The organism is Nocardioides sp. SRI_004 (assembly GCF_057586415.1).
This window is the reverse complement of sequence record NZ_JBYCZV010000009.1, coordinates 1-22,649: the sequence shown is the minus strand read 5'-3', so window position 1 is coordinate 22,649 and position 22,649 is coordinate 1. Positions and strand designations below refer to the sequence as shown.

21 protein-coding genes are annotated in these 22,649 nt (G+C 70.4%); 5 read left to right on the top strand and 16 right to left on the bottom strand.

What is annotated here, in order from left to right:
• Nucleotides 1–17 precede the first annotated feature (17 nt).
• From AC2YHB_RS13750 to AC2YHB_RS13715, 8 genes are all read right to left on the bottom strand, one after another.
• Nucleotides 18–1,121 (bottom strand): FAD-dependent oxidoreductase, encoded by a 1,104-nt coding sequence (locus AC2YHB_RS13750; RefSeq protein WP_179647867.1) that lies wholly within the window; start codon nt 1,119–1,121, stop codon nt 18–20.
• Entirely contained in the window at nt 1,118–2,008 is an 891-nt protein-coding gene (locus tag AC2YHB_RS13745; protein WP_179647868.1) for a DUF1295 domain-containing protein, read from the bottom strand. Before AC2YHB_RS13745 ends, AC2YHB_RS13750 begins: the two co-directional genes overlap by 4 nt.
• 46 nt (nt 2,009–2,054) lie before the next feature.
• Nucleotides 2,055–4,679, bottom strand: a complete 2,625-nt coding sequence (locus tag AC2YHB_RS13740; protein ID WP_179647869.1) for an EAL domain-containing protein — start codon at nt 4,677–4,679, stop codon at nt 2,055–2,057.
• A gap of 212 nt (nt 4,680–4,891) precedes the next feature.
• Complete coding sequence (locus AC2YHB_RS13735; RefSeq protein WP_179647870.1) at nt 4,892–5,140, bottom strand: KTSC domain-containing protein; 249 nt, start codon at nt 5,138–5,140, stop codon at nt 4,892–4,894.
• A 25-nt stretch (nt 5,141–5,165) separates the two neighbouring features.
• Nucleotides 5,166–5,546 (bottom strand): ubiquitination-like system serine protease family protein, encoded by a 381-nt coding sequence (locus AC2YHB_RS13730; protein WP_179647871.1) that lies wholly within the window; start codon nt 5,544–5,546, stop codon nt 5,166–5,168.
• A complete protein-coding gene (locus AC2YHB_RS13725; protein ID WP_179647872.1) occupies nt 5,543–7,000 on the bottom strand; it encodes a ThiF family adenylyltransferase in 1,458 nt (485 codons plus the stop codon). The genes AC2YHB_RS13730 and AC2YHB_RS13725 overlap by 4 nt, the downstream gene beginning before the upstream one ends.
• Nucleotides 7,000–7,389, bottom strand: coding sequence for an E2/UBC family protein (locus AC2YHB_RS13720; RefSeq protein WP_179647873.1), 390 nt, complete (start codon nt 7,387–7,389; stop codon nt 7,000–7,002). Before AC2YHB_RS13720 ends, AC2YHB_RS13725 begins: the two co-directional genes overlap by 1 nt.
• A 3-nt stretch (nt 7,390–7,392) precedes the next feature.
• Nucleotides 7,393–7,683 (bottom strand): hypothetical protein, encoded by a 291-nt coding sequence (locus AC2YHB_RS13715; protein WP_179647874.1) that lies wholly within the window; start codon nt 7,681–7,683, stop codon nt 7,393–7,395.
• Nucleotides 7,684–7,811: 128 nt separating this feature from the next.
• On the opposite strand from AC2YHB_RS13715, the gene AC2YHB_RS13710 reads away from it, so the two are divergent.
• Both AC2YHB_RS13710 and AC2YHB_RS13705 read left to right on the top strand, forming a co-directional pair.
• On the top strand, nt 7,812–8,702 hold the full coding sequence (locus AC2YHB_RS13710; RefSeq protein ID WP_179647875.1) for an ImmA/IrrE family metallo-endopeptidase: 891 nt from the start codon (nt 7,812–7,814) through the stop codon (nt 8,700–8,702).
• Between the two features lie 8 nt (nt 8,703–8,710).
• Nucleotides 8,711–9,175 (top strand): helix-turn-helix domain-containing protein, encoded by a 465-nt coding sequence (locus AC2YHB_RS13705; RefSeq protein ID WP_179647876.1) that lies wholly within the window; start codon nt 8,711–8,713, stop codon nt 9,173–9,175.
• A gap of 334 nt (nt 9,176–9,509) precedes the next feature.
• Here the strand turns inward: AC2YHB_RS13705 and AC2YHB_RS13700 are convergent, their stop codons facing one another.
• Nucleotides 9,510–11,333, bottom strand: a complete 1,824-nt coding sequence (locus AC2YHB_RS13700; RefSeq protein WP_487354136.1) for an ATP-dependent nuclease — start codon at nt 11,331–11,333, stop codon at nt 9,510–9,512.
• A gap of 563 nt (nt 11,334–11,896) precedes the next feature.
• Between AC2YHB_RS13700 and AC2YHB_RS13695 the strand changes: the two genes are divergently transcribed.
• Entirely contained in the window at nt 11,897–13,198 is a 1,302-nt protein-coding gene (locus AC2YHB_RS13695; protein ID WP_179647879.1) for an HNH endonuclease signature motif containing protein, read from the top strand.
• Between the two features lie 26 nt (nt 13,199–13,224).
• Here AC2YHB_RS13695 and guaA read toward each other — a convergent pair whose 3' ends face one another.
• From guaA to AC2YHB_RS13660, 7 genes are all read right to left on the bottom strand, one after another.
• The gene (guaA, locus tag AC2YHB_RS13690) at nt 13,225–14,811 is read right to left on the bottom strand and encodes a glutamine-hydrolyzing GMP synthase (protein ID WP_036551342.1); all 1,587 of its coding nucleotides are present in this window, start codon (nt 14,809–14,811) and stop codon (nt 13,225–13,227) included.
• Nucleotides 14,808–15,425, bottom strand: a complete 618-nt coding sequence (locus tag AC2YHB_RS13685) for a hypothetical protein (protein WP_487354135.1) — start codon at nt 15,423–15,425, stop codon at nt 14,808–14,810. The genes guaA and AC2YHB_RS13685 overlap by 4 nt, the downstream gene beginning before the upstream one ends.
• On the bottom strand, nt 15,422–16,660 hold the full coding sequence (locus AC2YHB_RS13680; protein WP_487354134.1) for a hypothetical protein: 1,239 nt from the start codon (nt 16,658–16,660) through the stop codon (nt 15,422–15,424). Before AC2YHB_RS13680 ends, AC2YHB_RS13685 begins: the two co-directional genes overlap by 4 nt.
• Before the next feature lie 17 nt (nt 16,661–16,677).
• On the bottom strand, nt 16,678–17,415 hold the full coding sequence (locus tag AC2YHB_RS13675) for an ABC transporter ATP-binding protein (protein ID WP_179647882.1): 738 nt from the start codon (nt 17,413–17,415) through the stop codon (nt 16,678–16,680).
• 1 nt (nt 17,416) lies between these two features.
• A complete protein-coding gene (locus tag AC2YHB_RS13670) occupies nt 17,417–17,902 on the bottom strand; it encodes a hypothetical protein (RefSeq protein WP_179647883.1) in 486 nt (161 codons plus the stop codon).
• 365 nt (nt 17,903–18,267) lie between these two features.
• A complete protein-coding gene (locus AC2YHB_RS13665; protein WP_487354133.1) occupies nt 18,268–19,983 on the bottom strand; it encodes a GMC oxidoreductase in 1,716 nt (571 codons plus the stop codon).
• A gap of 14 nt (nt 19,984–19,997) precedes the next feature.
• Nucleotides 19,998–21,626 carry a succinic semialdehyde dehydrogenase gene (locus AC2YHB_RS13660; RefSeq protein ID WP_179647884.1) on the bottom strand — a complete coding sequence of 543 codons (1,629 nt, stop codon included), beginning with the start codon at nt 21,624–21,626 and terminating at the stop codon, nt 19,998–20,000.
• A 263-nt stretch (nt 21,627–21,889) separates the two neighbouring features.
• On the opposite strand from AC2YHB_RS13660, the gene AC2YHB_RS13655 reads away from it, so the two are divergent.
• Together AC2YHB_RS13655 and AC2YHB_RS13650 are read left to right on the top strand one after the other, a co-directional pair.
• Nucleotides 21,890–22,291 carry a cupin domain-containing protein gene (locus tag AC2YHB_RS13655; protein WP_487354132.1) on the top strand — a complete coding sequence of 134 codons (402 nt, stop codon included), beginning with the start codon at nt 21,890–21,892 and terminating at the stop codon, nt 22,289–22,291.
• A gap of 34 nt (nt 22,292–22,325) precedes the next feature.
• Nucleotides 22,326–22,649, top strand: a 324-nt coding sequence (locus AC2YHB_RS13650; RefSeq protein ID WP_487354131.1) for an AfsR/SARP family transcriptional regulator, incomplete at its 3' end; no start/stop codon positions are given.

Genomic DNA, 22,649 nt, shown 5'->3' with positions numbered 1-22,649 from the left:
TGGTGCGGCGGGGTCGCTCAGCGGCCCCGCCGCACACCGCCGTAGATCCCCCGGCGCACGATCCACGGCTGCAGCACACGGTCGACGGACCACGCCGGGAACCGGAACGGGTGCCCTGACGGCGCGAACACCCGCAGCCCGTCGGCCTCCGGTCCGAGGACCGATCCCCAGCGCCGCTCCCTCCCCCTGTACGACGCCAGCGGGCGCCCCTGCAGGTGCGCCACCACGTTGCGCGCGACCAGCCGGTCGGCCCGGTTGCGCGCCGAGGTGCGCAGCGCATCGGTCGCCGCGACGTCGCCGACCGCGAAGCCGCCCGGGACCCCGGGCATCCGCAACGTCGGCTCGACCCGCACGAAGCCCTGCTCGTCGAGCAGGTCCGCCGGCAGCCACCCGCTGTTCGGTCGCACCCGGCCGACCGCCCAGAGCACCGCGTCGGCCGTGCTCGCCGGCTGTCCCGTGGACCAGGCCACCGGCCCGGTCGTGATCTCGTCGGCCCCGGACCCGGGCGGCAGCTCCGCGCGGTGCCCCGGGAGCAGCGCGACGCCGGCCGCGGCGAGCCGCCGACGCGCCACGCCCCAGGCCCGCGGGTGGTGGCGCGGAAGGGCCCGCTCCCCCGGGAACGCCAGGCTCACCGACTTCTCCGGCCACCGGGTCGCCACCTGGAGCGCGCTGCCCACCGCCGCCGCCCCGCCGCCGACGACCAGCACGGACGCGGACGCCGCCAACCGGTCGTGGGCCGAGCCGAGCGCCTCGGTGACGTCGGCCTCGGTCTGGAAGCGGGGGTGTCGCCAGAAGCCGTTGCTCACGCCGGTGGCGACCACCAGGACGTCGTACCCGATCGTGCGGTGGCGGGTCGTGACCACCCTTGCCCCGACGTCCAGCCCGGTCAGCTCGTCGTGCACCAGCTCCACGCCGTCGAGCCGCCGGAAGCGCTCGAATCCGATCCGGTAGTCGCGCGCCCACGCGTCGGGGCGGGCCAGCCGCAGGCCGAGCTCCTGGCCGCTGACCAGCCCGGGCTTGCTGGAGATACCGATGACGTCGACATCCGCACGGGCGAGGTGGATCGCGGTCAGCAGGCCGCTGTCACCGAGCCCGGCGACGACGACGCGCGGCCGGCTCATGCCGCCGGACGGCGCCGCGGGGGGCGCGGCACCAGGCGGGGCACCCGGTCGATGATGTCCTGGTACGTCGGTCGCCGCTCCAGGCTGCGCTTCTCCATCATCGGGATGCTGGCCGCCTGGAACATCACCGTCATCGCGACGCCGCCGACGACGAGCCACCACCAGTCCCCCGGCGCGCCGGCGATGCCGAACAGCGCGAGCGACCACCAGAGGGCGACCTCGCCGAAGTAGTTCGGATGCCGCGACCACGCCCACAGGCCCGACTCCATCGCCTGGCCCGGCTGGCGGTTGCGGATGAACTCCCGCATCTGCGCGTCGGCGACCAGCTGCAGCATCGCCGCGCCGATCCCCGTGACCGTGGCGACCGCGTCGAGCCAGTTGACCGGCTCACCGGGGCGCGCCAGCACGGCGTACGCCGGCACGAGCCCCAGGAACACGATCAGCGTCGGCACGAGGTGGATCCCCACCAGGTCGGCCAGCAGCTCGAAGCGACCGGCCCGCTCGCGGACCCCTGGGTAGCGGAAGTCCTCGTGGTGCAGGCCCGGCCAGTCGTACAGCCAGTTGCCGGTCAGGCGCACCGCCCAGACCGCCACGACGACGACCAGGAGCACGGTCCGGCCGTCGTCCACCCCCGCCACGTCGCGCGCGGCGAGGAGCCAGAACCCGACGAGGAACGGCGGCAGCACGCTCCAGTAGGGGTCGTAACAGCTGGAGTTGTGGAGGACCCGGCTGGCGACGAAGACCCCGAGCGTGGCGATCAGGTCGGCGATCAGTCCGTCGAGCCACAGCCACTCGGTGTCGGGGCCGGCGAGGAGCCACAGCGTCGCAGCGACGAAGGCGATCAGGTAGGCGATGCCCACGCGGGCGAGCGAAGCGGTCTTGCTCATCCGCACAGGTTAGTAGAACGTGTTCTAGAACGACAGGGCTTCGGGGTCACCGACGGGGACGGCGGTCCGCGTGGCGTCGCTTGGCGTCGTACATGCGCACGTCGGCGACGCGCAGCAGCTCGTCGGCATCGTGCCCGTCGGCACCGACGAGGGCGGAGCCGATGCTGACGCCCACGCCGACGTGCAGCGCGAAGGGGTGGCCGTCGAGCGTTGCCTGGACGGCCTCACGCAGTCGCGTGGCGACGTCGTCGTGCGTGACGCCCGGCTCGAGGCGGACCACCAGCACGAACTCGTCACCGCCCATCCGGGCCACCGTGTCGTCCGGGCCGACCGATCCGCTGAGCACGTCGGCCACCGCGCACAGCACGCTGTCGCCCGCGGCGTGGCCGAGCTCGTCGTTGACGGCCTTGAAGCCGTCGAGGTCCAGCATCACGAGAGCCTGGGACGGCCGCCCGGGCGCCGAGGCGGCACTGAGCGCCTCGTCGAGGGCGATCCTGTTCGCGACCCCGGTGAGCGGGTCGACGCGGCCCTGGGCCCGCAGGCGGTCGTGCTCCTCGTGGTGCGGCGTCACGTCGATGAGCGCGTGCAGGCGCATCGGCTCGCCGGCCGGACCGGCGAGCTCGCGGACCCGGACCTCGACCAGCCGGACCTCGCCCTCGCGGGTCACGACCGTCGCAGAGAAGCCGTCGCGTCCCGTCGACGGCTGGTCCCGGGTCGTGAGCCAGCTGCGGACGCTCTGGCCGCGCAGGGAGTCGGCCGGCACGCCCAGCAGCGCCGCGGCCTCCGCGTTGGCGTGCTGCACGAGGTCGTCGACGTCGCTGACCAGGACCGGCGTCGGGGTCGCGTCGAGGACCGAGGTCAGCCAGGCGTTCGACCGCCTCAGCTCGGCCTTCAGCTGCCGGCGCCGCCGGTCGTTGAGCATCCACAGCAGGACCAGCACGAAGCCGGTGCCCGCCAGCAGCCCGGTGACCAGGGGGTCCGCGTGGCCGACCACCGTGCCGACGGCCTCGTCGCGGTCCTGCTCGACCAGCAGCCAGCCGCCGATGGCCGGCACTCCGCTGACCGCCCAGAGGACCCCGTCCGTCCCCCGGCCCGACGCCTCCCGGGCCGCGAGCAGGCGCGGGTCGCGGGTCTGCTCCCCGACCCGCCCGGCGGAGCTCGCCAGGGTGGTGTCGTGCCGGTCGACGACGGTCACCTCGACGCCGTACTGGTCGAAGACGGAGGCGATCTCGGCCTGCAGCCCGGACAGCGCCAGCGTCGCGACGACGAAGCCCTGCACCCGACCACGGTCGTCCCGCACCGCCGCGGCGACCGCGATCGCCCACGTGCGCTGCGCGGTCATCAGCTGGTAGGCCTGCGTGACGTACGCCGTCGTCGACCGGCCCGCCGGGGCGTACCACTCGCGGTAGGCGAAATTGCGCCCGACCACGACGGGCTCCGCCTGCGCGGGCGCCAGGTCGAGCATGGTGCCCTCGGCGTCGTACAACGAGGTGTTGAAGGTCCCCACCGTCGACGAGGCGAGCGTCTCCAGCGCCAGGTCCATCCGCTCCGGGTCCCGGGTCGCCAGCGCCGTGCGCACCGCATCGCTGCGGCTGAACGCGGTGACGACGCCCCGCACCCCACCGAGGCGCATGTCGACGCCGCGGGCAGCGAGCGAGTCGATCGCCGCGAGGCGGTTGCCGGCCGCGGCGGTCAGTGTCTCGTGGCTGTCCTCGTGACCGACGGCGGCGAGCACGGCCACGAGGCCCAGCACCAGCGCCACCAGTCCGCCCAGCACGCGCGGCACGAACCGCTCGAGGAGCGTGAGCCGGTGGGCATCGGGCTCCGCGACGAGCGCGGGCAGGACCACCGCCTCCTCGTCGTGACGGAGCGCCGCTGGTACGACGTCCGACGCCAGCAGCTCCTCGAGCTCCGCCGCCGGCAGGGGCCGGCTCATCAGGAACCCCTGCCCGAACGGGCAGCCCAGGCGCCGCAGCACCGCCACGTGCTGCGGCCGCTCGATCCCCTCGGCGACGACGTGCACGCCCAGCGACAGGCAGAAGCGCACCAACGACTCCGACATCCGGTCGCGGCGGCCACCGGTGCCGAGGTACTGCACGAACGAGCGGTCGATCTTGACCCCGTCGACGTGGAAGCGGCGCAGGTAGTCGAAGCTCGCGTTGCCGGTGCCGAAGTCGTCGAGGGTGACATTGCAGCCCATCGCGGAGAGCTCGGCCAGCACCTGCTCATGCCCCCGACCGGTCTCCGAGAGCAGGGTCTCGGTCAGCTCGACGATGATGGCGTCCATCGGCAGCCCCGCCGCCTCGGTCGCCTCCCGGAACCGGACCGGCAGCAACGGGTCGTCGAGGTCCGCGGGCGACAGGTTGATCGCCAGGCACAGCCGCCGGCCGGCGGGCAGGCGACGCCAGTCCGCGACCTGCCGGGCCGCCAGCGCCAGCACCATCTCGTCGAGGTGCACGACCAGGCCCGACTGCTCCAGGACCTCCAGGAACGCGGCCGGCTGGAGGAGCTCGTCGCTCTCGGCGTCGTACACGCGGGCGAGGGCCTCGACGGCGACCATCTCGCCGGTACGGAGGTCGTAGCAGGGCTGGTAGTGGACGACCACGTCACCCTGCTCGAGGGCGTGCGCGAGCCGCTCCGCAGTCATCTCCCGCGCAGCTGCCGCTCCCATGACGCCCCCACTCCGGGCCCGCCGACCGTGCTCCCGAGGCGGTCGGGCCCCGGCCAACCATGCTAGGAGCGGGGGTCGGTGGGCTCAGGTGGTTTGGGGCGTGGTTGGGACTTTGGTCCCGGGAGTCCCGACCGATCGTCGGCGCGGCGGGGTGTCGGGCGGTGGTACGGCGTCGTGGCCGGGCTTGGGCCAGTGAAGTGATGTGGAGCCTTTCACCCAGAATGACGCGCCCCGCTGAATGTCGGGTCTTTGTCAGGCAGCGATGCGCCGGTACCGGAGTGCGCGAATCTGTCGCCCGACGCGGCGCCAGGGGTGCGGGAGGAGCATGGCCTCGTATAGGAAGCCGGGACGTCGTAGTAGTCATAGGTGCCGCCGCTGCGAAACCTGACCCGCAGGATGCGCGTGACGTGGTCGTAGCCCACGAAGGCGACGTTGTCGGAGACGACGGGGACTAGGTTCATGTTCCTCTCCTCTGGTCGAGGTTGTTCAGCCGCGGGTCCGGTTGGGGACCCAGTGGATGCGCCCGTCCTTGAGCCAGTAGTGGCATCTGTGTTGGCCTTGGTAATCGATGGACGGGTGGAGGGACGGCCGGCCGGTCTCGTCAGTGGTGACCGTCCAGCGGGTTCGCGCGGGGTTGGCCAGGTTCAGCTCGATGGTGTGGCCGCGTCCGCAGGGGCAGTCGAGAAGCGCCCATTTCGGTGTCGTCGCACCGAGGAGGTAAACGCATCGGGGGTGCAGGTCCTCGGGCAGTTCGGCTCGGCGGGCGACGGCAATGACCCGGGGCATGCGGGACTTGGCGTGGGCATTCCGCGTTCGCCGGTAGGCCCGGACGGCGCCGATCTGGGTGCGGGCGAAAAGGCGCTTCACTGGAGCACCCCGGCGAGGTCGAGGTACGGGGCGCGGGTGCCGCGGCCGATGAAATCCGGGTTGGTGCAGAAGCATCCGAGGCGCGGAGACCGGGCGTTACGGCGCAGCTCACCAAGGTGGGAGCGGAGCAGCAGTTCGGTGGCGTCGGTCTTCCCTAGGCCGGTCAGGCGCAGGAGGAACTCGGTCGCCGCGAGCGCAGCAACGCTGGTGGTGAGGGTGACGACCGCGGGCTGCGGGGTCTCGGCGGCTTGGACGTACCCCTCGCCGGCGAGACGCTTACGGGTCTCCGGGTCGAGGTTCTCCGCCGCGGCGAGCGCGGGATCGACCCGGCGCCGGCACAGCAGGCACGCCGTACCGGGAGCGACCCAGGTGACGCGCTGCTCGATCTGGACCCTCCGGGTCCCGTCCTCGCCCTCGGTTGGGGCGACCAGGACGGCGACGTCGATGACCGGCGCGATGTGCGCGAACGCCCACCGGTTCAGGATAAGGCGGGCGCCGTGCCCGTCGACGCAGCTGAATACGACGTCGGCGTGGGCGATCGCCGCGATCGCGTCCGGGTGGTTCAGCGGCTTGTCGATGCGGATCACCGGTGTGCCGAGCCCGATGGCGTCTAGGTGGTCGCCGAGGGCGTCCACCTTGAGCCGGTCGACGTCCTCGGTCGTGATGCCGTGACCGCGGGTCGGCGTCGGGTCCGTGACGACGTCGTCGTCGACGACCACGAGCTCGCCCAGTCCGAGGCGCGCGACCTGGACAGCGACCGCTGAGCCGGTGCCGCCGCCGCCGATGATGGCGGCGCGGACGTGCTTGAGGGTGCGGTTGCCGTCGGGACCGAGCATCCGGATCTGCCGGTCGAACACCGACAGGCGCTCCTTGGTCGACTCCTCGCCGTCTGCGCTGGGCGGCAGGTACAAGTGGAGGCCGGCGCCAGCGACGCGGACGGCGTCGATAACGACGAACTCCGGCGCGCGGGCGTTGAACTCCTCACCGAGGTCGAACAGGCGCGCGGCGACTTCCGGAGCGTCCGGAGTGCCGGCGAGGACGACGGCCGCGTAGTACTTCGCGCCGAACGCTCGGGCGGAGATGGCCAGGTCGATGTCGACCTGGTCGTCGTAGGTGGAGAACTTGGGCATGCCCTGCGGGTGGGTGTGCACGAACACAGGGACCTGGTTGCACGCGGCCGCCGCACGGAACGCAGGCACCCAGCCCGTGGAGGAGATCGACAGGCCCATCGGACCGCGCACGGCGTACGCCACCTCGGGGACCGGGGTGATCGTCTGGGCGACGAGCGTGACGCGCTGATCGACCTTGGTGCCTTCAGCGTCAGCGGTCGTCACGGTGGTCGCTGGGGCCTCAACGAAGGAGGTCGCGACGACCGCCGCGGTTTCGTCACGGGCTCCGAGGGCAGCGACGAGCGGGGTGAACTGGTCCTCGGTGAACGCGATGCGGCTCGACATCAGTTGCCGCCCGCCATCGCCAGGGCCCGGCGGACGTACGCGAGGTACGTCTCGAGGTTGTCGATGCCCGGGCGCCACTGACCCCCGATGTGGCGACTCCACCGCTGCCAGGACCGGCCGAGGTAGTTCTCGATCTGCTCGGTGCCCGGGATAGCCACGCCCTTAGCCGTCAGGGCCGGCGCGACCCAGAACATGTCCGGGGTCGCATCGGGGAACCCGATCGGCAGGCGCAACAGGAGGTCGACATGGCGCTGGTCAAGTCCAGGGGTCGGGAAGTCGGCGAGGACCACGTTGACGAAGCCGTCGGAGACCTCGACCGAGTGGCTGTAGCCCAGCGACTCGAGGAACGACTGGTCTTGTTCGCGGAGGACCACCACGAGCGGACCCATCGGTCAGGCCCCACCGCTCGGGTTGGTGCCCTGGCCGGGGTTGATGACGCGCGGCACGGTGAAGAACCGCATGTTGTTCTCCAGTTCGACGACCTCGCCGTCCTCGATGAGCTTGTCGAGCTCGTCGACGATGTCGAGCCACAAGTCGCGGTCGCTGCTGACTGGCGGCGACGGCACCAAGCGCAACTGCGCGCCCGTGAGCTTGTCCCCCTCGGGGTGGTACTTGGTCCCGTCGATGTAGATCGGCGTCTTCCCCGACGTCGAGTCCTTCGCCTTCTTGGTGTCCTGAGACATGGATCCTGCTCCTGTGTCTTGACGGGATCCGCCACTGTCTGTGAAAGAAAACCCGTGTTCGCAGTTGCGAACACTTCGAAGGTAGCACATTGCGTTCGCAACAGCGAACGACCTAAACTCAAGTCAAGATGCCGACTTCCCAGCTCGAACTTGCGCGCGACCTGTGCCCAGGCGTGCCCGACGCCGTGCTCGTAGAGAGCCTCGTTGAAGTGCTCGGACAGAAGCTGGACCTCGAGCCGCCGATAGATCTCCATCGAGTTGCGAGCTTCCAGGGCGTCAAGGACATTCAGGTCGCTGAGATGGACTGGGCGGGAATGCTGGCGCCCTCAGAGAGCGGCGGATTCATCATCAAGGTGCGCAGCGCGGACCGACCGCACCGAAGGAACTTCACCATCGGGCACGAGATTACGCACACACTTCTCCCTGGGTACGCCGTCATTCAGCATCGTTGCGGAGGGCTTGGAACCCGTAGCCTCCACGGCAACCGACACCTTGAGAACCTCGCCGACATAGGAGCCGCCGAGTTGCTGCTGCCTCGGCGGTTCCTTCAGCCCATCTTCGCGGACCTGGCTTTCGACATGAGTGCAGTCAAGGATGTCGCTGACAGGCACCACGCAAGTTTGGACGCGACGCTTCGACGGCTCCTTCACCTGACGAGCCGGCACGCCATCGTCGTCGACCTTCGCCAATCGGTATTGCCTGATGGCCGCACGCTCACCACGATCCATCGCGTGTTTAGTAACAGCGAATGGTGTCCGATCGCGCCCCTTCAACTGCACGGGAAGAGGGTCCCCCCGATGCACCCAATTAACGAGGTTCTTGGCTGCGCCGAAGCGGCCGACGTCGTCGACCTTTCCTTTCTTCACACGGCCACCCCAACAGCCCACATCTCGGCAATTTCCGATCCCTACATCGACAACGAAGGAAGAACTGTGATGCGTTCACTCGTCCTCGCTACGCCACGCCAAACCCAGTCTGTCCACGCCCCCGGCCACGGCCGGCTGCCTGCAGCGAGCTGACGACCACCATGTCTCCGCACAACCAAAGACTGACGTCTGCAACGAACTTGCTCGAGCGTCTTGATTCGGATGAGACCAACGCCGAGGAAATCGGCGCGCGAATCACGAATCTCCGCCATGACAAGGGCCTATCGCTTAGTGAGCTCGCGTCGATCGCGACAGTGAGCAAGTCCTATCTCTCGACTGTAGAGAAGGGCAGCGGCAGTCGCCCGGGCGCTGCGTTTCTCCACAAGATCGCGCAAGCGCTGGGCGTGACTCTCGCAGATCTCGTCGGCCGGGAATTGGTCGCCGACTCTCCAGGCATTCCGGCTGCATTGCAGGAGTTGGCGTCCGAACGGAATCTTCCGGCTCGCGATGTCGAGATGCTGGCCGGCATCGCGTTTCGTGGTGAAGCCCCGAAAACGAGGGAGCGATGGGAGTTCATCTACAACGCGATCAAGAGCAGCGCCGCAATGGATTCAGACGTCAAGTAGTTCGCGTCCAGATCACCTGAATCCGATACGTGCAAGAGTTCTGGTCCGCCACGAGCCGGCGTCAGCTCGCTACCTTGCCGGCGCAGGGTCGTTCATTGGTGCCACATCAGCCAAGATCCGCTCGGCGGCGGCTGGGCGGACAAGCGTCCGGTCGAACTCGCTCACGCGGGCATCGTTTGATCTGGCTCTTCGCTGACTGTACGAGGTATTGGCAGGCTCTAGCAGGATTCGACGGGTCGGCAGTGTTCGCCGCGAGAGTGCGGGAGCCCGCCGCTGAAGCGGCAAGGCCGCAACTGCGCGACTTCTCTCGGCGCGGAGGCCAGCGCCCCGCAGATCAGACCGGGGCGTGCCGGACGCTAGCGATGATCTGCTCCAGCCAAGTGACGAGTGGCTGGAGGGCCATTGGGAGCGGATCTCCAAGAGCAAGGCAATCGTCCAGCAAGTACGGCGCAAGATGCGGCTCAAGCTTGCCGCTCTTCTTGCGATTCGAGTTCCATCCCCTTGAGCCCATCCAGCTCGCCAACTGCTCGTAGGCGTCAGGGGCTGTCGACAAGGTGCTGGCGAAACTAGCGTCGATGGATCCGTCGCGTCCGGGGCCCAGAGCGGCGACAACGCCGGCGACACCGAGGGCGTCGAGGAACAGTCCCTCCAAGTCCGAGGACAGGACGAAGACATCGAACGGCGACAACAAGTGGTTCAACTTCTTCTGGTTGGCGAAGGCCTGGGATGCGGTCGTACTGGCCTGGTCAGCCTGCTGCATGATGCTGTCGCGTTCGGCCTTGCTCGGTTGCTGATGGCGTGAGGCGAGGATGTTCAGAACTTCGCGCTTGCCACTGCCCGCCGTGCGGACCGCGTCCCCGTCGACGATCACGTAGGAGCGGATACCAAAGACATTGGCGAGCTGCACGAGGTACTGGATCTTGCCTACACCACCCGCTTCGATAACGGTTACCCCCAGCGCATAATGGCCGCCGGGAGCGGCGCAGGCACGGCTCAGGAGCCTCTCCACGACTGAGTAGTCGCCCTCGCCTTCCACGAACACCACCGCGTTCGCGAAGACCAGTTCGCTGTTGGCTGCCGAGCAATAGCGACTCAGACGTCCGGCGTCCGTCGGGTCGAGGACGGGCTTACTTCGTTCATAGGTGGTACCGCCACTCTGGAGGGGAAGCCTTGCGATCCGGGAGATGTCGAAGGAATCGACGAGCACCGAGCTGTGCGTCGTGACGAGGACTTGGGCGTCGTCGGCAATGTCCCCGATGATCTTGGCCATCGCGCGCTGGGTTTGCGGATGCAGGAAGGCCTCAGGTTCCTCGATGGCGAACATGAGGTTCGCCCCCGTTTGAGCCTCCTTGCTCGCTACGTATCGGAGGATGCCGAGCACTAGGGCGGACTGGAAGCCAGTTCCGCGCTCCGAGACAGCGACCGGCGCATCGGATCCGCTCTCGATCAAGGCGGACTCGAGCATCCCCCGCAGCGCGGCGCGGGGCTCGGGCAATTTGAAGCGCACCTCCGACTCTTGGAAGGGCAGGTCGGCGACGATCGCCGCCGCAGATTGATCGAGCGTCTCCCGTACCAGTGTCTCGAGCGGCTCCATCTGGTCGCGGAACTGCTGTTGAAGACCGGTACTGCGTGAGCTACCGGTGCGGATCAAGATGGCCTCGAGCGTGTCCAACAGGCGCGCGAGGGACTCCGGTTCATTGCGGTCGACGTCGCCGGCGACGCGGACAGAGGGGATCTTGACGAAGTGGAACCGGTTCAGGACCTCGAGGTAGAGACGTCGCGCGTCATCTGCCGTCACTCGCTGCGAGGTCTCGTAGGACACGGCACCGCCACGGCTGCACCGCACCTTGATCCAGAACCGGTTGTCGCGGCGCAGAATCGGGGCGAAGGCCGTGCGTTCGTCCTCGGTCAGATCGGTGAACCAGACCTGGATACTGGACAGGGTTCGGGCTCCAAGGTCCCGGTAGTAGGCATTGCGAGGCAACAGGCCGCGCAGGCTCTCGCCCGTCGGATCGGCGAAGAATGCCTCTAGCAGCCGAACCGCCGACGACTTGCCGGCGTTGTTCGGCCCGGCAACGAGCTGGATTGCCGTATCGACCTCGAGCTTGAGTGACTTGAATCCCAAGAATCGCTCGACATCGAGCTCGCAGACACGCACCCGGAGAATTTAGTTGCTGCCGAAGCGCCGCGCGGATGTTCAGCAGGAACGAGGCGCGAGCCCGGTGACGACCGGCCGCTTCGCCCCCGAGGCCGAAGAGCCTGCGTCACCTGTGCCGCGGCCCAACCCTGGGTCCGCCGGTGCGCTCGAGCCGCGCCTCGTCGCCAAATCGGGCCGGGTCGATGGCTCTGGTGGCCGATGTCCGGACGAAGGCAGACACGCCTTCCGCTCAGGGCTCCGCAGTCCACAAGCAGATTCCTGCCCCATGTGGAATGCCGCGCACTCGATTCCCGAGGTACGTCACACCGCCGCCAATGCTGCTCGATCGGAACAGCGCCAGCGGGTAGTCCACAACAGCCCACCGCCCCTTGCGCGGATATTCGAACAGATGTACGATCGGCCCACGGCCGCAAGGCGGGGTGCAACGAGAGGCCCCGGGGACCTGAGGTCGATGTCCAACAGGACATGGCACGCACCTTCCTGGTGCGGAGCCGCTGCACCGGACGGTGCCTCCTGGCGGGCGACAAGTCAGTTTGTCGCGCCTGCCCGAGGAGTTCCGCCAGATGTCCGTCGCCGTCGTCGCACCGCCGCACCCGGTCCTCGGGTGTGCGGCCGAGATGCGTGCGGCGCTGGACGCGGTGGCGGCGGTGCAGCCGACGTACATGAGCACCGCCGACAAGCAGACGGCGCTCGTCGAGCTGGCGCGCATCGAAGGGCGGGTCGCCGAGCTGCGGATGCGGGTCCTCGCGGCCTCGGGCGAGGTCGGGGAGGAGTCGGGAGCCCGGGATGCTGCGGCGTGGCTCGCGCACGCGACGCAGGCGGAGCCCGCCACCACCCGGTCCGACGCCGTGCTGGCCGAGCGACTCGAGCGCCGGCCGCTGGTGGCGGCCGCGATGCGCGAAGGGCGCGTCTCCCCTGCCCAGGCACGCGTTGTCGCCGCCGTCCTCGAGGACCTCCCTAGCCGCCCCGGCCAGGAGGTCGCCACCGATGCCGAGACCACCCTCGTCGCGTTCTGCGAGCACTTCCGGCCCAGCGAGCTGCGCCGCCTCGCCCGGCGCCTGCTGGAGGTGGTGGCACCGGAGGTGGCCGAGGCTGAGGAGGCCAAGCGCCTCGAGGAGGAGGAACGACGGGCGCTGGCTGAGGCGTTCCTCAAGTTCCACGACCTCGGCACCGGCCTCACCCGCTTCTGGGGCGCCTTGCCGACCGCCGTCGCCGAGCGGCTGAAGCGCTACCTGCAGGCCTACTCCTCGCCGCGGCGTACGAAGAAGCGCGGCGGACCCTGCGAGGACGACCCCTCCCCCGATCCCGCCGCCCCCACGGGCACCGGCGAACGCGTACCTGCCCACCGGGCCCACGCCCGGGCGTTCGCGGCCCTGCTCGAGCTGCTCGACCCCGACCGCCTGCCCGAACACGGCGGCGACGCCACGACCGTGATCATCACGATGACCCTCGATCAACTGTTGACCGACCTCGCCACCGCGGGGATGGCGTCGACGAGCAATGCCGACGGCGAGATCACCATCTCCGCCGAGGAAGCACGCCGGCTGGCCTGCCAGGCGGGCCTGGTGCCGGTCGTCCTCGACGGCAAGGGGCAGCCGCTCGACGTCGGGCGGGCCAGCAGGCTCTACCGGGCTCCGCAGCGACGGGCGATCCGGCTCCGCGACCGGCGCTGTCGGGCCGAGGGGTGCACGATCCCCGCGGCCTGGTGCGAGGTCCACCACCGCGAGCCGTGGTCCCAGGGCGGGCGCACCGACATCGCCGATGGCGTCTGCCTCTGTTCCCACCACCATCACCTGGTCCACGACCGGGCGTACGACCACCACTGGACAGCCCAGGGCGACGTGAGGTTCCACCGACGGCGGTGACGCAGACGCGCCCTACCGCCCGGACCTCACTCCCACTCGATGGTGCCCGGCGGCTTCGAGGTGATGTCGACGGTGACCCGGTTGATCTCGGCCACCTCGTTGGTGATGCGGGTCGAGATCTTCTCCAGCACGTCATACGGCAGGCGCGCCCAGTCGGCGGTCATGGCGTCCTCGGAGGTGACCGGGCGGAGGACGACCGGGTGGCCGTAGGTGCGGCCGTCGCCCTGGACGCCGACCGAGCGGACGTCGGCGAGCAGGACGACCGGCATCTGCCAGATGTCGCCGTCGAGGCCGGCGGCGGTCATCTCCTCGCGGGCGATCGCGTCGGCCTCGCGCAGGATGTCGAGGCGCTCGCGGGTGACCTCGCCGATGATCCGGATGCCGAGGCCGGGGCCGGGGAACGGCTGACGCTGGACGATCACGTTGGGCAGGCCGAGCTGGGCGCCGACGGCGCGCACCTCGTCCTTGAAGAGCTCGCGCAGCGGCTCGACCAGCTCGAACTCGAGGTCCTCGGGCAGGCCGCCGACGTTGTGGTGGGACTTGATGGTCGACGTACCGGCGCCGTGGCCGGACTCGACGATGTCGGGGTAGAGCGTGCCCTGGACGAGGAAGCCGACCTTCGTGCCCTCGGGCGCGTCCTTGATGACCTCGAGCTCGGCGCCCTCGAAGGCGCGGATGAACTCGCGGCCGATGATCTTGCGCTTCGCCTCCGGCTCGCTGGTGCCGGCGAGCGCGTCGAGGAACTGCTTCTCGGCGTCGACGATGACCAGCTTGGCGCCGGTGGCGGCGACGAAGTCGCGCTCGATCTGCTCGGTCTCGCCCTTGCGCATCAGGCCGTGGTCGACGTAGACGCAGGTGAGGCGGTCGCCGATCGCCTTCTGCACGATCGCGGCCGCGACGGCGGAGTCGACGCCACCGGAGAGGCCGCAGATGGCGCGGCCGTCCGGGCCGACCTGCTCGCGGATGCGCGCGATCTGCTCCTCGGCGATGTTGCCGATGGTCCACGTCTGGCGGCAGCCGGCGATGTCCCACAGGAAGTGCTCGAGGACCTTCTGGCCGTGCTCGGAGTGCAGCACCTCCGGGTGCCACTGCACGCCGGCGAGACCGCGGTCGACGTCCTCGAAGGCGGCGACCGGGGTGACCTCGGTCGAGGCGAGGACGGTGAAGCCCTCGGGAGCGGCCGACACCGAGTCGCCGTGGGACATCCACACGTTGTGCTCGGCGGGGATGCCCTCGAGCAGCGTGCCGCCCGTGCCGACGGTCACGCGGGTGCGGCCGTACTCGCGGGCGCCGGTCGCGGAGACCGTGCCGCCGAGGCCGCGGGCCATCAGCTGGAAGCCGTAGCACATGCCGAAGACGGCGGGGCCAGACGTGAAGACGGCCGGGTCGATCGCCGGCGCGCCCTCCTCGTAGACCGACGACGGGCCGCCGGACAGGATGATCGCCTTCGGGTTCCGCGCGACCATCTCCGCGATCGGCATCGTGTGCGGCACGATCTCGGAGTAGACCCGCGCCTCGCGCACCCGGCGGGCGATCAGCTGGGCGTACTGCGCCCCGAAGTCCACCACCAGGACCAGGTCGTGCTCGTGCTGGGTCTCCGGGGCCTCCGTCATGGGCGAATCGTATCGACCGCGCGCCCGTCCTCCGACTCGGCGCCGACCCCACGGACGACGCGCCGCACGCGCCAGGCCTCCACGGCGACGTACAGGGAGCCGCCGACCGCGAGGGCGAGCAGCGCCGGCGTGCGCCACTCGGGCCCGGCCACGCCGGACAAGCGGTCCGGGCTCGCATAACCCCACGCCACCAGCACCCCGAACATCGGCGCCCAGTACCAGAGGCGAAGGAGGGCCGTGCTCGCCGCGGCGATCCCCACGAAGCCGAGCACCGTCGACGCCCCACCCACCGGCCAGCCGAGGGCGACGAGTGCCGCCGGCACCGGAAGCGAGACCAGGATGAGGCATCCCATGCGGAGCGCCGGCAGCCTCATCGGCGAGCGGGGCGCCAGCAGGGCGAGCTCGGGCATCCGGTCCACCAGCGGAAAGCCGAGCGCCATGCCCGCCAGCACGGGCATGAGGTGCAGCACCGCGAGCCGGTTGCGCAGGAAGGGCAGCTCGACGTACGCGTCACTGGTGACCAGTGCGGCGAGCGCCAGGCCCAGCGACACCACCAGGGCGCCGTCGAGCGACCAGGCACGGGCCACCGCCCAGGCACGGGCGACCCAGCTCATCCGTGCTTCCTGACCTCGTCGTAGCGGCACTCCGCCAGCTGGCGGTACGTCGTGCGGACCCACGCGTCCTGCACCTCCGGGTCGCCGTGCAGCCAGTCGTAGTCGCCGTCGCTGGGGTCCGGCTTCAGCAGCCCGGCTCGGAACTGGAGCCACCGGCCGAGCTGCCGGCGCACGTCGAACGCCAGCACCGGCGGCCCCTCCGCGTAGTCGGCCGGACAGGCGGCCGGCCGGACCAGCGTGTCGGTCGCCCGGTCGACGTCGACCGTGCGGCGGACCTCGTCCTCCTGGAGGTTGACGACACCGTCACGAGGATCGGCGGGCGGGCCGTAGGGCGTCGCCACGAACCGTTCCGGCAGGCTCACCCCGATCGCGCGCAGTTCCGCCGCCTGGCGATCCACCTTGTCCGTGAAGTCGTCCAGCGGCAGAGGGAGGTCGGCCAGCAGACACACCTCGGGCTGAGCACCCGCGCAGGTGAGCGGCGGGTCGGCGATCGGGACCACGCGATCGCCCGCATCCCCCGGCGCGAACCACCAGGCGCCGACCCAGGCCGCTCCGACGCCGAGGGCGACCACCCGCCGCACGGGCGTGGCCAGGAACAGCCGGGGATGAGCCAGCACCAGGGCCACGCCGGCGAGCGCCAGACCGGCCAGGCCGATCGCCGTCGGGCGCCAGGCGCGATAGGTCATGCCACCCAGCGAGGCGGTGGCGCCACCGGTGTCGAAGAAGTCCGGCGCACCGCCGACCGTCGTCCACATGTAGAGCAGGAAGACGAGGACCACCGCCGCGGGCGCCGCCCACTCCCGCGCCGTGAGGTGGCCGATGAGCACTCCGAGGGCTGTCTGGCCGGCCAGCACCCCGCACGCCGGCACCACGATCCAGTAGAGGACGGGTGAGGCAGGAGCCCCGCGAACGGCAGCCACCGACGAGGCGGCGACGGAAACGAGCAGCAGGGCCAGCGATGCCAGCGCCCAGATCGTCAGGAACGGCCGCAGCCAGCGCTGCCAGTCAAGCCGACTCTGCAGCACGATGTCGCCCATCGCGGACGACCGCAGCCGGGCATAGACCAGGCACGCCGCTCCCGCGGCCGCCGGCCCGATGAAGACGGTGCTGCCCACCCCGTTGTCGAGGGCCTGCTTCCACGACCCCGACCAATGGCCCACGCGCGGCGCGGTGGCGACGGCACCGGCCAGCACCAGCAGACCGAACAGGAGCGCGACCCGCGGTCGGTCACCCACCCAGACCCAGGCGCTCCTCATGAGCGCGCCGCCGCGATCGTGGCGAGGAAGGCGTGCTCCGCGGACCCGTCCGGGCCGCCTCGTTCGGCGACGAAGGCAGCCGTGGGCCCGACGTGCAACAGGCGTCCGGCCTCCAGCACCGCCACCTGGTCCGCCATCATCACCACGTCCTCCATCACGTGGCTGCTGAGCAGCGTGACCGCCGACGTCCCGAGGTCGGCGAGGATCCCCCGCAGACCCGACCGCTGCTCAGGGTCGAGGCCGGTCGTCGGCTCATCCAGCAGGAGGACGTCGGGCTCCGTCACCAGCGCCACCGCCAGTGCCAGGCGGCGCTTCATCCCACCGGAGAGGTGGCGCACCCGGTCCTGCGCCCGGGACGCGAGCCCGACCCGGTCGAGGATGTCCCCGTTCCTCGCCCGGGCCACCGTCGCCGGCACGTCGCGGACCCAGCTCGCGTAGCCGAGCGCCTCGACGACGCGGAGCTCGCCGGGAAGGTCGAGCTGCTGGGGCATGTAGCCGATGCGACCGACCACCGACCGGCGGCGCCGACCGTAGAGGTCGACGCCGCCGACGGTTGCCCGACCCCCGTCGGGCCGCCGGCAGCCGGCCAGCGTGCGGAGCAGGGTCGACTTCCCGGCTCCGTTCACCCCGACCAGGCCGCACACGCCGCGCGCCATCGTGAAGGCGTCGATGTCGACGACCGGCGCTGCGCCGCGCCCGTAGGCGCAGCGCAGCGAGGTGACCGCGACCTCCACCTCAGAGGTTGAAGGTGAAGTACGGCTGGCGGCTGCAGGCATCCGGGCTCCACGACTGGTCCTCGCAGACCTTCGAGTAGACCCGGCCCTTGTCGGCGGCGCGCGTCGAGTAGTCGTCGGCGTCGTACTGGTCCTGCCAGCTGCCGCTCTGCGTCCGCGCACTCTGGTCCGAGCTGCCGACGGCGCACCACGACGGCGCGGTGTTGCCGGTGCACACCACGTAGTAGCGGTAGCCGGTCTCCGTGTAGACGGCGTTGCCGTTGTCGCGGCGGTCGCGGTAGTAGGTGTGGTTCTTGAGGAAGCCGTCCTTCTGGTACGACGTGCCGAAGGCCGACGCACGCAGCGTGCCGTCGTAGGCGTTGAGCGGGTCGCCCGCGGAGTACCAGTTGTACGACGCCGCCATCGCGGCCGGCGCGGTGACGAGGAACAGCAGGCCGGTCAGCGCCGTGAGGAGCAAGGTCGCGACCGAGCGCGAAGAAGTGAGCATGGAACGACTCCCGAGATGAGACCGTCGGCGACGGTCGCCGAGCGGGAGCCACATACTCGTATGGCCACATCGGGAATGTCAACGAGGCCCGTGACCGGTTGTGGATATCCGGGCAGACGTCCGAAAACGCACCAGGACCCGGCCGGGGAGGGAGGGTGGCCGGGTCCTGATTGTCCACGCAGCTGATGGACAGTGCCTGGACCGAGCCCGGGCTTCGGGAGGGAGCGTGATTCCCGGGCTCGGTGGATCAACGAGACCGGGAGGGGCGGGTTACGCCGGTTGGTCACAACTTGGCCAAAAGTTCTGGGGCGGCCCCGGGAGACCCGGAACCGCCCCAGCAGTGCACTTCTGCCCCAGGCGTCGACTCAGCTCACACCGACGATGGGCAGCCGGAGCGCCGCCGGCGCGTCAGCCGGTACGACGGGCGCCTTCGGCGCCACCGGCTGGATCCGCTCGTAGCCCTCGCCGAGCGACGGGCGGGCGTCCTGCTCGCCCTTGTTGGGCCAGTAGGCCATCGCCCGCTCCGCCTGCGCGGTGATCGTGAGCGACGGGTTGACCCCCAGGTTGGCCGAGATCGTCGAGCCGTCGACGATGTGGAGGCCGGGGTGCCCGAAGACCCGCTGGTAGCCGTCGACCACGCCGGTCTCCGGGCTGTCGCCGATCGTGCAGCCGCCGATGAAGTGGGCGGTCAGGGGCCGGTTGAACGGCTCGCCGATCGTCCCGCCGGCGGTGCCGCCGCCCATCACCCGCGCCATGCGGCGGACGGCGTCGTTGGCGGCCGGGATCCACGTCGGGTTCGGCTCGCCGTGGCCCTGCTTCGACGACAGGATCCACTTGCCGGCGACCCGCTTCGGGAAGGTCGTGATCGAGTTGTCGACCGACTGCATGACGAGCGCGATGACGACCCTCTCCGACCAGTGCTTCACGTCGTACAGGTCGCGGACCCGTGAGCGCTCCTTCCACAGCTCCTTGAGCCACACCTTCCAGCGGGCCTCGGGGCCGTCGCCGTCGGTGAGCACGGTCTGCATCAGCGACATCGCGTTGCTGCCCTTGCCGTAGCGCACCGGCTCGATGTGGGTGTGCTCGTCGGGGTGCCACGAGGAGGTGATCGCCACGCCCTCGGTGTAGTCGACGTCGGCGCCCTCGGGCGCGATGGCACCGAGGATCGACTCGGAGTTGGTGCGCGTCAGGTGGCCGATCCGGTCGGAGACGTTGGGCAGGTCGCCCTCGGCCTTGAGCCGGTGGAGCAGCTTCTGGGTGCCGAGCGCGGCGGCCGAGAAGACGACCTGCTCGGCGGTGAACGTCTTGACGGCGGTACGACGGGACAGCTTCGCCTTGGTCCAGCGCGTGTCGACCCGGTAGCCGCCGCCGGCCAGCGGCCGCACCCGGGTCACCGTGGTCAGCGGGTGCACCTCGGCGCCGTTCTGCTCGGCGAGGTAGAGGTAGTTCTTGACCAGGGTGTTCTTGGCGTTGTGCCGGCAGCCGGTCATGCACTCGCCGCAGTCGAGGCAGGCGTTGCGCTTCGGGCCGGCCCCGCCGAAGTACGGGTCGTCGGCCTGCTCGCCGGCCGCCTGGCCGGGACCGCCGAAGAAGACGCCGACCGGGGTCGCGTGGAAGGTGTCACCGACGCCCATCTCGTCGGCGACCTTCTTCATGACCTCGTCCGACGGGGTCATGCGCGGGTACTCGACGACGCCGAGCATCCGCTTGGCCTGGTCGTAGTACGGCGCCAGCTCCGCCTTCCAGTCGGTGATGTGGGCCCAGGACGGGTCCTTGTAGAACGGCTCGAGCGGCTCGTAGAGCGTGTTCGCGTAGACCAGCGAACCGCCACCCACGCCGGCGCCGGCGAGGATCAGGCAGTCCTTGACCATGTCGATGCGCTGGATGCCGTAGCAGCCGGCCGCCGGGGCGTAGAGGTACTTCTTCAGGTCCCAGGAGTTGTCGGCGAAGTCGGCGTCGGTGAACCGCGCGCCGGCCTCGAGGACGCCGACGCGGTAGCCCTTCTCGGTCAGCCGGAGCGCGGTGACTGAGCCGCCGAAGCCCGAGCCGATGACGAGGACGTCGTAGTCGAAGTCGGTCATGTGTTCCCCCTTGCTCAGGCGCGGCCGAGCTTGTCCATGATCCGCAGCGAGGCGGTCATGATCTTCGCGTAGGACTCGTCGGACATGCCGAGAACCGGCCCGAAGCGCAGCAGGCGCTGGACCGCGACCGACTGGGTCTCGGTGTAGCGGTGGATGCCCTCGCTCCCCTGGCGGCGGCCCATGCCGGACTCGCGCATGCCGCCCATCGGGGCGCTGATGCTGGCGAAGGTGGCGCCGAACGCCTCGTTGACGTTGACCGTGCCGCACTTGATCTGGCGGGCCACGGCGCGCCCGCGCGCGGTGTCGCGGGTGTAGACCGAGCCGTTGAGGCCGTACTCGCCGTCGTTGGCGCGCGCGATCGCGTCGGCCTCGTCGTGGAAGCGGTAGATCGAGACGACCGGGCCGAAGGTCTCGTGGCCGAAGCAGGTCATCTCCGGCGTGACGCCCTCGAGGATCGTCGGCTCGTAGTAGTACGGCGCCAGGTCGGGCCGCGCCTTGCCGCCGGCCAGCACGCGGGCGCCCTTGGCGACGGCGTCCTCGACGTGGGCGGAGACGGTCTCGAGCTGGTCGGCGGAGATGAGGGTGCCCATGTCGGAGTCCCAGTCCATCGTGGCGCCGAGGCTCATCGCCTTGGTCCGGGCCACGAAGCGCTCCACGAACCGGTCGTAGACGGCGTCGGCGACGAACATGCGCTCGGTCGACACGCACAGCTGGCCGGCGTTGGAGAAGGACGCCCGGACGGCACCCTCGGCGGCACGCTCGATGTCGGCGTCGCGGAGCACCAGGATCGGGTTCTTGCCGCCGAGCTCGAGCGAGCAGCCGATGAGGCGCTCGGCCGCCTGCTTGGCGATGATCTTGCCGGTCGCGGTGGAGCCGGTGAAGCAGATGTAGTCGGCGCGCTCGATGATCGGCGTGCCCAGCACGCGGCCGGGGCCGGCGACGACCTGCCACAGGTCACGCGGGAAGCCGGCCTCCTCCAGCAGCTGCGCGCCGAGCAGCGCGGAGAGCATGGTCTGCGCGTCGGGCTTGGTGACGACGGCATTGCCGGCGAGCAGGGCCGGGAGACCGTCGCACAGCGCCATCGTGAAGGGGTAGTTCCACGGCGAGATGATGCCGACGACGCCCTTGGGCACGCGGTTGAGCTCCACCTTGGTCAGCACGGGTACGACGCCCGGCCGGCTCTCGGAGTCGAGGTGCTCGTGCGCGGTGCGGGCGTAGTAGCGCGCGGTGAGCGCGATGTGCAGCGGCTCGTCGAAGGCGTGCTTGCGGGACTTGCCGGACTCGAGCTGGATCAGGTCCATGATCTCGGCCTGGCGGTCGAGCACGATGTCGTGGAGACGGTGCAGGATCCGGGCCCGCTCGTCGATCGACACCCGCGCCCACGCCGCCTGGGCGACCCGCGCGCGACGGAAGGCCTCGGCGACGTCGGCCTCGCTCGACTGCGGGATGTTGGCGACCGGGGCGCCGTTGATCGGCGAGTGCACCTGGGTCGTCGTGCCGGTGGTCGCCAGCACGCGATCCGTCAGCCGGGCGACGTACTCCGGCTCGAGGGCGTACGACGCCCGGGGGTCGTGCTCGGGGTCGTGCGGGCCGTCAACGACCGGGCCGTCGGAGGCGCCGGAGCCGGAAATCGCTTCGCTCATGGAAGGAGCGTAGGTGACCGCCGTCACCGAATCTACTGATCGGTAGCAGATGTGCTGCTTTACACATGCCTTTCTCGTGTCAAGGACCGATTTCGGGGTGTCAGACCGCCTCGTACCGGACTGAATGGTTGCGAATCGGCCGAATTCACAGCCACTGGGTCCGGTACGACGAGAAGCCCGCGCTGCAACCGCACTGCAAGGCCGTCGGCGCAGGCTCCGTCCCGAGGCGGCGAGAGGCGCCGCACGGACCACCGGAGGCTCCCATGAGCGTCGACCAGCACACCCACGACCAGAACACCCACGGCCAGCACCAGAGGACCGAGCAGAAGAGCTTCAGCGCCCCCGACGAGACCCGCTCCTTCGAGCGCGGCGTCGCCGAGATCCTCACCGTCGGCGGCACCCCGATCGGCCGGCTCACCCTGCAGCCGGGCTGGCGGTGGTCGGAGCACGTCAAGGCGATCGCCGGCACCGAGCTGTGCGAGGCCCCGCACTTCCAGTACCACGTCAGTGGCGAGCTGGGGATCCTGATGGCCGACGGCACCGAGCTGGTCGCGCGGCCCGGCGACGTCACCTCGCTCCCCGAGGGACACGACGCCTGGGTGATCGGGGACGAGCCGGTCGTGGTCGTCGACTGGTGGGGTGCCTCGAACTACGCGAAGCCCTGATCCCCGACCCTCGCGGCGGCGTACCATCACGCTCGTGAGCGCACTCGCCGTGCGTGTGCTCGGGGAACTCACGGTCGACGGCTTCGACACCGCAGTGCTGGACAGGAAGGCCCGCGGCCTCCTCCTGCTCCTCGCGCTGGCCGGCGGCCGTCCGGTGCCCCTCGACGCGGCGGTCGACGCGCTGTGGGGTGACACGCCGCCGGCCCGGCCGGCGGACCAGGTCGCCGTGCTCGCGAGCCGGGTACGCCGCCTGCTCGGCCGCGACCGCGTCGAGCGCACGGACGGCGGCTACCGGCTGCGCGCCGACTGGACCGACCTCACCGAGCTGGACGCGGTCGTCCGCGAGGCGGAGCGGCGG

Bases quoted from the DNA above. Each gene is read 5' to 3' on its own strand.
- AC2YHB_RS13750 (WP_179647867.1), bottom strand. From the start codon at position 1,121: ATGAGCCGGCCGCGCGTCGTCGTCGCCGGGCTCGGTGACAGCGGCCTG.
- AC2YHB_RS13745 (WP_179647868.1), bottom strand. From the start codon at position 2,008: ATGAGCAAGACCGCTTCGCTCGCCCGCGTGGGCATCGCCTACCTGATC.
- AC2YHB_RS13740 (WP_179647869.1), bottom strand. From the start codon at position 4,679: ATGGGAGCGGCAGCTGCGCGGGAGATGACTGCGGAGCGGCTCGCGCAC.
- AC2YHB_RS13735 (WP_179647870.1), bottom strand. From the start codon at position 5,140: ATGAACCTAGTCCCCGTCGTCTCCGACAACGTCGCCTTCGTGGGCTAC.
- AC2YHB_RS13725 (WP_179647872.1), bottom strand. From the start codon at position 7,000: ATGTCGAGCCGCATCGCGTTCACCGAGGACCAGTTCACCCCGCTCGTC.
- AC2YHB_RS13720 (WP_179647873.1), bottom strand. From the start codon at position 7,389: ATGGGTCCGCTCGTGGTGGTCCTCCGCGAACAAGACCAGTCGTTCCTC.
- AC2YHB_RS13715 (WP_179647874.1), bottom strand. From the start codon at position 7,683: ATGTCTCAGGACACCAAGAAGGCGAAGGACTCGACGTCGGGGAAGACG.
- AC2YHB_RS13710 (WP_179647875.1), top strand. From the start codon at position 7,812: ATGCCGACTTCCCAGCTCGAACTTGCGCGCGACCTGTGCCCAGGCGTG.
- AC2YHB_RS13705 (WP_179647876.1), top strand. From the start codon at position 8,711: ATGTCTCCGCACAACCAAAGACTGACGTCTGCAACGAACTTGCTCGAG.
- AC2YHB_RS13695 (WP_179647879.1), top strand. From the start codon at position 11,897: ATGTCCGTCGCCGTCGTCGCACCGCCGCACCCGGTCCTCGGGTGTGCG.
- guaA (WP_036551342.1), bottom strand. From the start codon at position 14,811: ATGACGGAGGCCCCGGAGACCCAGCACGAGCACGACCTGGTCCTGGTG.
- AC2YHB_RS13685 (WP_487354135.1), bottom strand. From the start codon at position 15,425: ATGAGCTGGGTCGCCCGTGCCTGGGCGGTGGCCCGTGCCTGGTCGCTC.
- AC2YHB_RS13670 (WP_179647883.1), bottom strand. From the start codon at position 17,902: ATGCTCACTTCTTCGCGCTCGGTCGCGACCTTGCTCCTCACGGCGCTG.
- AC2YHB_RS13665 (WP_487354133.1), bottom strand. From the start codon at position 19,983: ATGACCGACTTCGACTACGACGTCCTCGTCATCGGCTCGGGCTTCGGC.
- AC2YHB_RS13660 (WP_179647884.1), bottom strand. From the start codon at position 21,626: ATGAGCGAAGCGATTTCCGGCTCCGGCGCCTCCGACGGCCCGGTCGTT.
- AC2YHB_RS13655 (WP_487354132.1), top strand. From the start codon at position 21,890: ATGAGCGTCGACCAGCACACCCACGACCAGAACACCCACGGCCAGCAC.